Source organism: Treponema sp. R6D11 (assembly GCF_054786075.1).
Map to the genome: position 1 here is coordinate 1 of NZ_BDHD01000096.1, position 6857 is coordinate 6857.

Below are 6857 nucleotides of genomic sequence, written 5' to 3' on the forward strand. Positions count from 1 at the left end.
AATAATAATAGCCCTTTTTTGCCATTTTATGTTAAATTTCTGTAAAATTCAAACTTTTTCCACAAAAATTGCTATAATTGCAAACAAAAAGGCCCCTTAGGGCTTTTTCTTTATCTAACCAACGGATTAATATCTTTCATCTCACTCTTAACCACGTTAGCATTTATTTGCTTTTTTATGCTTTGTTTCGTAGGACCGTCCTCTTTCTTCTGTTCCTGCACAATAGCAAATGGCTCGTCCATTGTCTCCATGTTCTTTTGCAATTTAACTCCAATGCCAAATGCAAGCGCAAAAAATGCAGAAACACCGGCAATTATGCTTCCGGCAATCTTAATTATCTTAGGAATGAAACCGCTAGGCCCACCAGTACGTTCGGCAACAAATGCCCCGGCAACAGCCGTTCCACCGCCAACAGACGCCAACGACGCGCTTACAGTATAAGCAACCGGCACTGAACCAGGCACAGCCAAACCAACTATAAGGCTAGCAGCGCTACCGAGAAATAACGTGCCAGCAGCTCCAAAAACCCATTTATATGCATTCTCTTTTTTCATAAAACTCCCCCAAGAAGTTGTTTTCCTGAAGGCTAATTATATCATATATGTCATATTTTGTCAATAAGTTTAAACCAAATAATCCAGCGCAAACTTATCCGTCATCCCCGAAATATAATCGAGCGTCTCCTCTTCTGCAAAATGCGGATGAGTTATTTTAACGCTATCATAAATCTCCTGCAACAAATTTTTCACCTGTTGTTTCGCAACTGCAGACGTCGTCTTCGCATATACATTTTCGAACATAAACTGACGCAAAAGCAAAAACGGTTCTTCAATCTCGGGAAGCATCTTAACCTCGCCGTCGCCGGAACCAGCGACAACAGCCTTTATAAGGCAATCTATCCTGCTCGCGCGCGTGTTGCCTAGAACTTTGATAATCTCCTTCGGCAAATCAAATATGCTAATTATATCTTTGTCTATCGCATCCTCAATATCATGATTAATGTACGCAATTCTATCTGCATATTTTATTATCCTTCCCTCAAGAGTACGTGCAATGTCCGCCCCCGTGTGATTAACTATCCCATCAATACAATCAAGCGTTAGATTAAGCTGCTCGGCGATTCTTCCACTTTGTCTGCTATGCTTAAATCCCAATGGCGCTATCGCATCCAACGCTTCCTCGCCGGCATGCCCAAATGGCGTATGCCCCAAATCATGCCCAAGAGCAATGCTTTCCGTTAAATCCTCATTTAATTTTAAGCACCTTGCAATTGTCCTTGCAATTTGTGCAACTTCCAGCGTGTGAGTTAGCCTATCACGCGCATGGTCATTCGGGTCGGTGAACACCTGCGTTTTGCTCTTTAGCCTTCTAAAAGCCTTTGAATGTATAATCCTATCTCTATCCCGCATAAATTCCGTTCTAATTTCGCACTTATGCTCCGGAATTATTCTCTCACTACTATCAGAAAACGTAGCAAATTTACTATATATCTCGTGTTCTCGCTGCTCGAGTTTTTCTCTTATATTCATCTTATTGCTCCCTAAGTTCGGCTTTGCCGCCAGAAGTATAAAGAATATCATATGCCCGTGATATGATCGCAACATTCTCTGCTTTTTCTCGGGTTAAATCAACCTCTCGAACCTTCTCACCAATAGAAAACCCGTCAAAATCTCCTCCTTGAGCAATGACAAATTCACGTAATTTCTCAAGAGCTTTCCCATTATTTATCTGCTTGATTGCATCTTTTTTCGCCCCCGCGCCTGTAAGTTTTAGCATTTTCTCAGCCAACTCAAGCGACACATCATACGCATCACCTTGCAAACGTCCAGAGAGAATTTCAATAGCCTCATAAACCTCTATTCTATTGCCAACAGCCATTCCTAACGGATATTCCATCGATGTAAAAACAACCTCGACAACCCTGCCAAGCCCCTCTCCAATCGCTTTCATAGTTCTCGCAAGTTTAACCGCTTCTTTTTTTGTCTTCATAAGCGCGCCATTTCCAAATGTAACGTTTAATACGATGTTTTTAGCACCAGTAGCAATTTTTTTAGACATAATCGAAGATGCTATTAAAGGCAAACATTCAGCAGTGCCAGTACGCGATCTCAAACCATACAACTTGCCGTCCAATGGAGTAATTTCAGCGGTCTGCTCCGTAATGGCAAAACCAACTTTTTCAACTAATTCAACAAATTTATCAGGGTTAGGAGCTAAATCTATCCCAGCAAAAGACTTCTCCAACTTGTCAATAGTCCCGCCAGTGTTCCCAAGCGAGCGCCCTGCCATTTTAGGTGTTTTTACACCCAGCGATGCAACAATCGGGCAAGCAATCAAAGTACATTTGTCGCCGACGCCACCTGTCGAGTGCAAGTCCACATAATTCTTTTCATTAAAGCAATCAAACTTCCGCCCCGAGTTTGCCATAATATTAGTAAGTTCTATCGTCTCGCGAAAAGTCATCCCGCGGAAGTAGACAGCCATCAATAGAGCTGACAGTTCCTCAATTGGCGCATTAGCAGAAAGAGCCAACAACCATTCATCAGCCGTCAGCTCTCCCCCTCTTTGTTTTTTATTTATAATATCATAAAGCATAATATCTCCTGTTATGCCCCTAATTGCCCCGCGCACTTCTCACAAATTTCTCCGCTATCAGAGTGATACATCCAACACCTTGGGCATTTTTTTCCATCATATTTACTTACTTTAATCGTTTTCTCCCCTTCTTTTAATTCAAATCCAGAAACAATAAATAATTCTTTTAGGTTTTTAAACCCATTTAAAAACTCATATTCTTTTCCAGAAAGCGAAAGCTCAACATAAGCTTCTAACGAGTTGCCAATAAGTTTGCTCTCACGCGCCTTTTCAAGCTCTAGGCTAACTTCCGCGCGCAATTCCCTAAACCTATCGAATTTTTCTATAATCTCCTCGTCAATTTCTTTTTTAATAGGAAAATCTTCTAAATGTATGCTTTCATCGTTTCCGAGAGCTGCCCAAATTTCATCAGCAGTGAAGGAAAGTATAGGAGCCAAGAGCTTCGCCAAAACAACAACACATTCCGCCATAACATATTGGCATGACTTGCGCTCAATGCTGTCTGCTGCAAAAGTATAGAGAACATCTTTGTTAATGTCCAAATAGAAATTAGAAAGGTCGCTCACACAAAAATTATGTATATCTTGATAAATATTATGAAAATCATATTTATTATAGTTATCTATAGAATCGTTAACTAATTTTTGCAGTTTAGCCAAAATATAATTATCTAGCTCGGATAGTACAGACGTATCAAACACACTGTCCGCATCAAAATCATAAATATTGCCTAGGCAAAAACGCGATGTATTGCGAATTTTTCTATATATTTCACTAAGCTGTTTTATTATATCTTGTGATATACGCACATCGCCTGTATAGTCAGTCCCAGCAACCCATAGCCTCAAAATATCCGCGCCGTATACATCGCAAATGTCTTTAATAGGGTCAATGCCATTTCCTAGCGATTTGCTCATCTTCTTGCCTTCACCATCAACAACCATGCCATGAGTGATAACTTCTTTATATGGCGCTTTTCCTGTATCAGCAACGGATGTTAACACGCTAGATTGGAACCATCCGCGATATTGGTCATTCCCCTCAAGATATACATCTGCAGGGAAAGATAGATTAGGGAAATGCTTCAAAACGCCAGCATGCGACGTCCCGCTATCAAACCAAACATCCATCGTATCTGTCTCTTTTTCAAATTTAGCGCAGCCACAAGAACATTTGTATCCATTAGGCAAAAGCTCTTCCACTTCATGCTCAAACCAGCCTTGCGCTCCCTCTTTTTCAAATATATCTGCAACATAATCGATAACAGCTTTGTCTAACGTAGGCTTTTCGCAATCAACGCATTTGAAAATTGGAATAGGCACACCCCAAAGTCTCTGCCTTGATATACACCAATCCGCCCTTCCCTCAACCATGCTCGCGATTCGTTCTTCGCCCCACTTTGGAAGCCATTTCACTTTTTTAATCTCTTCCAAAGCCGTCTTTTTAAGGCTATCAACATTGCAGAACCATTGTTTAGTAGCTCTAAATGCAATTGGGCTGTGGCAACGCCAGCAGTGTGGATACTGATGCTCTATTTCTTCTAAAGCAAATAAATGCCCAGATTCTTTTAATGCATGAACTATCTCTGTGTTAGATTTTAAATAGTACATCCCCGCAAAAGGACCGGCTTCTTCGTTGAGCTTGCCATCCCCATCAAGAGGAACAACAATAGGTATCTGCGGGTAGTTTTGACAAACAATGTAATCTTCTGCACCATGCCCCGGAGCGGTATGAACACAACCAGTGCCGCTATCAGCTGTCACGTGCCCGCCAACAATTACAAGGCTATTTCTATCTAAAAACGGATGCGCACATTCAACAAGATCCAATTCTTGACCCTTAAATGTTTTTAAGACCTTATAATCATCAATTCCACCAGCTTGCATAGTTGAATCCAATAGACTTTCTGCAACAATATATTTTTCTCCACCAGCTTCAACTAGAACATAATCGAATAACGGATTTAAGGAAATTGCAACATTTGCCGGCAATGTCCATGTCGTCGTCGTCCAAATAATAATTTTCGCGCCATTTATGCCTAAACCATTATCTTTAACAACATCAAACGAAACATATATAGAATCCGTCTTATCATTTTCGTATTCAATTTCCGCTTCAGCTAAAGCGGTTTCACAAGTGGTGCACCAATAAACAGGTTTTAAAGCCGTATAAATAAATCCATCTCCAACCATCTTGCCGAATATTCTAATCTGTTCAGCCTCATATTCCGGTTTTAAAGTTAAATAAGGATTATCAAAATCCGCTAAAACGCCAAGACGTTTAAACTGTTCTCTTTGATTATTTGAATATTTCACAGCGAAATCTTTGCAAATTTTCCTAAACTCTGCTTTAGATATCTCGTCTTTATTAACTTTTGTTTTCTGTATCGCCTGTCTTTCAATAGGCAGACCATGGGTATCCCAACCAGGAGTGTATGGCGTCGCATACCCTTGCATACTTTTAGATTTTAAGATAATATCTTTTAAAATTTTATTAAGCGCATGCCCTGTATGTATGTCTCCATTCGCAAACGGTGGACCATCATGAAGAATAAAAGTCTTCTCCCTATCATCTGTCGCCCTTTTTTCCTCACGCTTATTATATAACTTTGTCTTTTCCCATCCCGCAAGCATCTCTGGTTCCTTGGTAGGTAGCCCACCTCGCATAGGAAAATCGGTTTTTGGTAAATTTAATGTGTCTGTATATTTGTCTGCCATTTTAGTATAATCTCCTCAAACTTTTGCTTTAATTTTTGCTAGCTTTCTCTTCTTTAAGCTTAATTTTCAGTTCTTTGTCTCCCCATTTGCCAGAATCATTAGCCCTCTTAACTTTAATATTTACAATATCCCCCGGTTTCAAACCCTCTTTCATCTTCTCTAGTTCATCGTATGTCAAACATTTTTTGCCATTGAAAGCAACTATAATATCACCAGTTTTGAGTCCCGCATCCTCCGCGCCAGAAAAAGCTTGTACCTCTCCTACATAAATACCAGCAGGAATGCCATAATATTTGCTTAATTCAGATGTTATATCTCGTCTTGGGGTGAACCCAATAACAGGACGTCCTTTAACATAACCGTTTGCAATCAAATCGTCTATAATTGTTTTTGCATTATCAATTGGTATCGCAAACCCCAAGCCTTCTGCAGATGAAACTTTAACTGTGTTAATACCAATCACTTGCCCATAAGTATTTAATAACGGACCACCAGAGTTACCCGGGTTAATAGCAGCGTCTGTTTGAATCAAAGTATATTTAGTGTTTTCAACTGTCATAACTCTATTTAGAGCAGATATAAATCCAACAGTAACGGAACCTGCCAAATCTTGCCCAAGAGGATTACCAATAGCGACAGCAATCTCCCCAACCTCAAGCTCGGCTGATTTCCCAAGCTCAACAGTAGGCAGCCCCGAAGCATCGATTTTAACAACTGCTAAATCTGTCTTGGCATCTTTACCAATCAATCGAGCGTTATATTCTTTGCCTGTGTTTGTAATGACCTTCATAGTGCTGGCTCCGTCAATTACATGATTATTTGTCACAATATAACCATCTTGACGAATAATAAATCCACTGCCAGACCCTTCGGTTTCTTGAACAGACCCAAAAAATGACGAGAACTGTGTTTTGGTCGTAATACCCACGACAGCCGGACCAGCCTTTTTCGAAATATCAATAACAGACAGCTCCTGCCCATTAGCCTTGGAAATTTGCTGATTCGCAGTTTTGTTAGTTGTTTTTGTAAAAGGCAAATTAAAGCTTGGAGTGCCACCGAATACAGCAGTTAACAATAGCCAAGCCAAAAGCCCGCCCAAAAATCCATTCCAAAACGGCTTTCTAGTTTTCTTTTTCTTTTCAACCGGCACCGAATCATAAATCGAAGTCGGCTCAATAATTATTGGCTTTTCATTGTCTAAAATAGGTTTTTCTACATCAAACTTCGGTTCCTCAACTGGCGGAATCGTAGGCTCTACATCAATAGGTGTAAATTCATCTTCAAATAACATATTGTTCTCCTCTTTCTCTCCCCTATTTAAACATCTAGATTAGCTGCATACTTTGCATTTCTTTCACTAAATTCCCTCCTCGGCTCATCTTGTTCACCCCTTATAATGTTGAACTTATTGCTTAGTATGTAGCTGATCTAGATGCTTAACTGTTAGAGAGAAATAAGAAAACTATATGTTATTTATCTATTATTATACTACTATTGATGTAGAGCCTAAGATTCTGCCAGTTGCGGATCTTTCGTTTTCTATTG

At 39.9% G+C, this 6857-nt stretch carries 5 protein-coding genes; all 5 read right to left on the reverse strand.

What is annotated here, in order from left to right; all coding sequences use genetic code 11:
• Nucleotides 1-110: 110 nt before the first annotated feature.
• The 5 genes from ACYVTD_RS08625 to ACYVTD_RS08645 all read right to left on the reverse strand — a co-directional run bounded on the left by ACYVTD_RS08625 (nt 111) and on the right by ACYVTD_RS08645 (nt 6603).
• A complete protein-coding gene (locus ACYVTD_RS08625; protein ID WP_461247371.1) occupies nt 111-554 on the reverse strand; it encodes a hypothetical protein in 444 nt (147 codons plus the stop codon).
• A gap of 69 nt (nt 555-623) precedes the next feature.
• Nucleotides 624-1529 carry an HD domain-containing protein gene (locus ACYVTD_RS08630; RefSeq protein WP_461247372.1) on the reverse strand — a complete coding sequence of 302 codons (906 nt, stop codon included), beginning with the start codon at nt 1527-1529 and terminating at the stop codon, nt 624-626.
• Between the two features lies 1 nt (nt 1530).
• Nucleotides 1531-2595 (reverse strand): thymidine phosphorylase, encoded by a 1065-nt coding sequence (locus ACYVTD_RS08635; protein WP_461247373.1) that lies wholly within the window; start codon nt 2593-2595, stop codon nt 1531-1533.
• 11 nt (nt 2596-2606) lie between these two features.
• Nucleotides 2607-5312: an isoleucine--tRNA ligase gene (ileS, locus tag ACYVTD_RS08640; protein ID WP_461247374.1), complete on the reverse strand. Its 2706-nt coding sequence runs from the start codon at nt 5310-5312 to the stop codon at nt 2607-2609.
• A 28-nt stretch (nt 5313-5340) separates the two neighbouring features.
• The gene (locus ACYVTD_RS08645; protein WP_461247375.1) at nt 5341-6603 is read right to left on the reverse strand and encodes a S1C family serine protease; all 1263 of its coding nucleotides are present in this window, start codon (nt 6601-6603) and stop codon (nt 5341-5343) included.
• Nucleotides 6604-6857 lie beyond the last annotated feature (254 nt).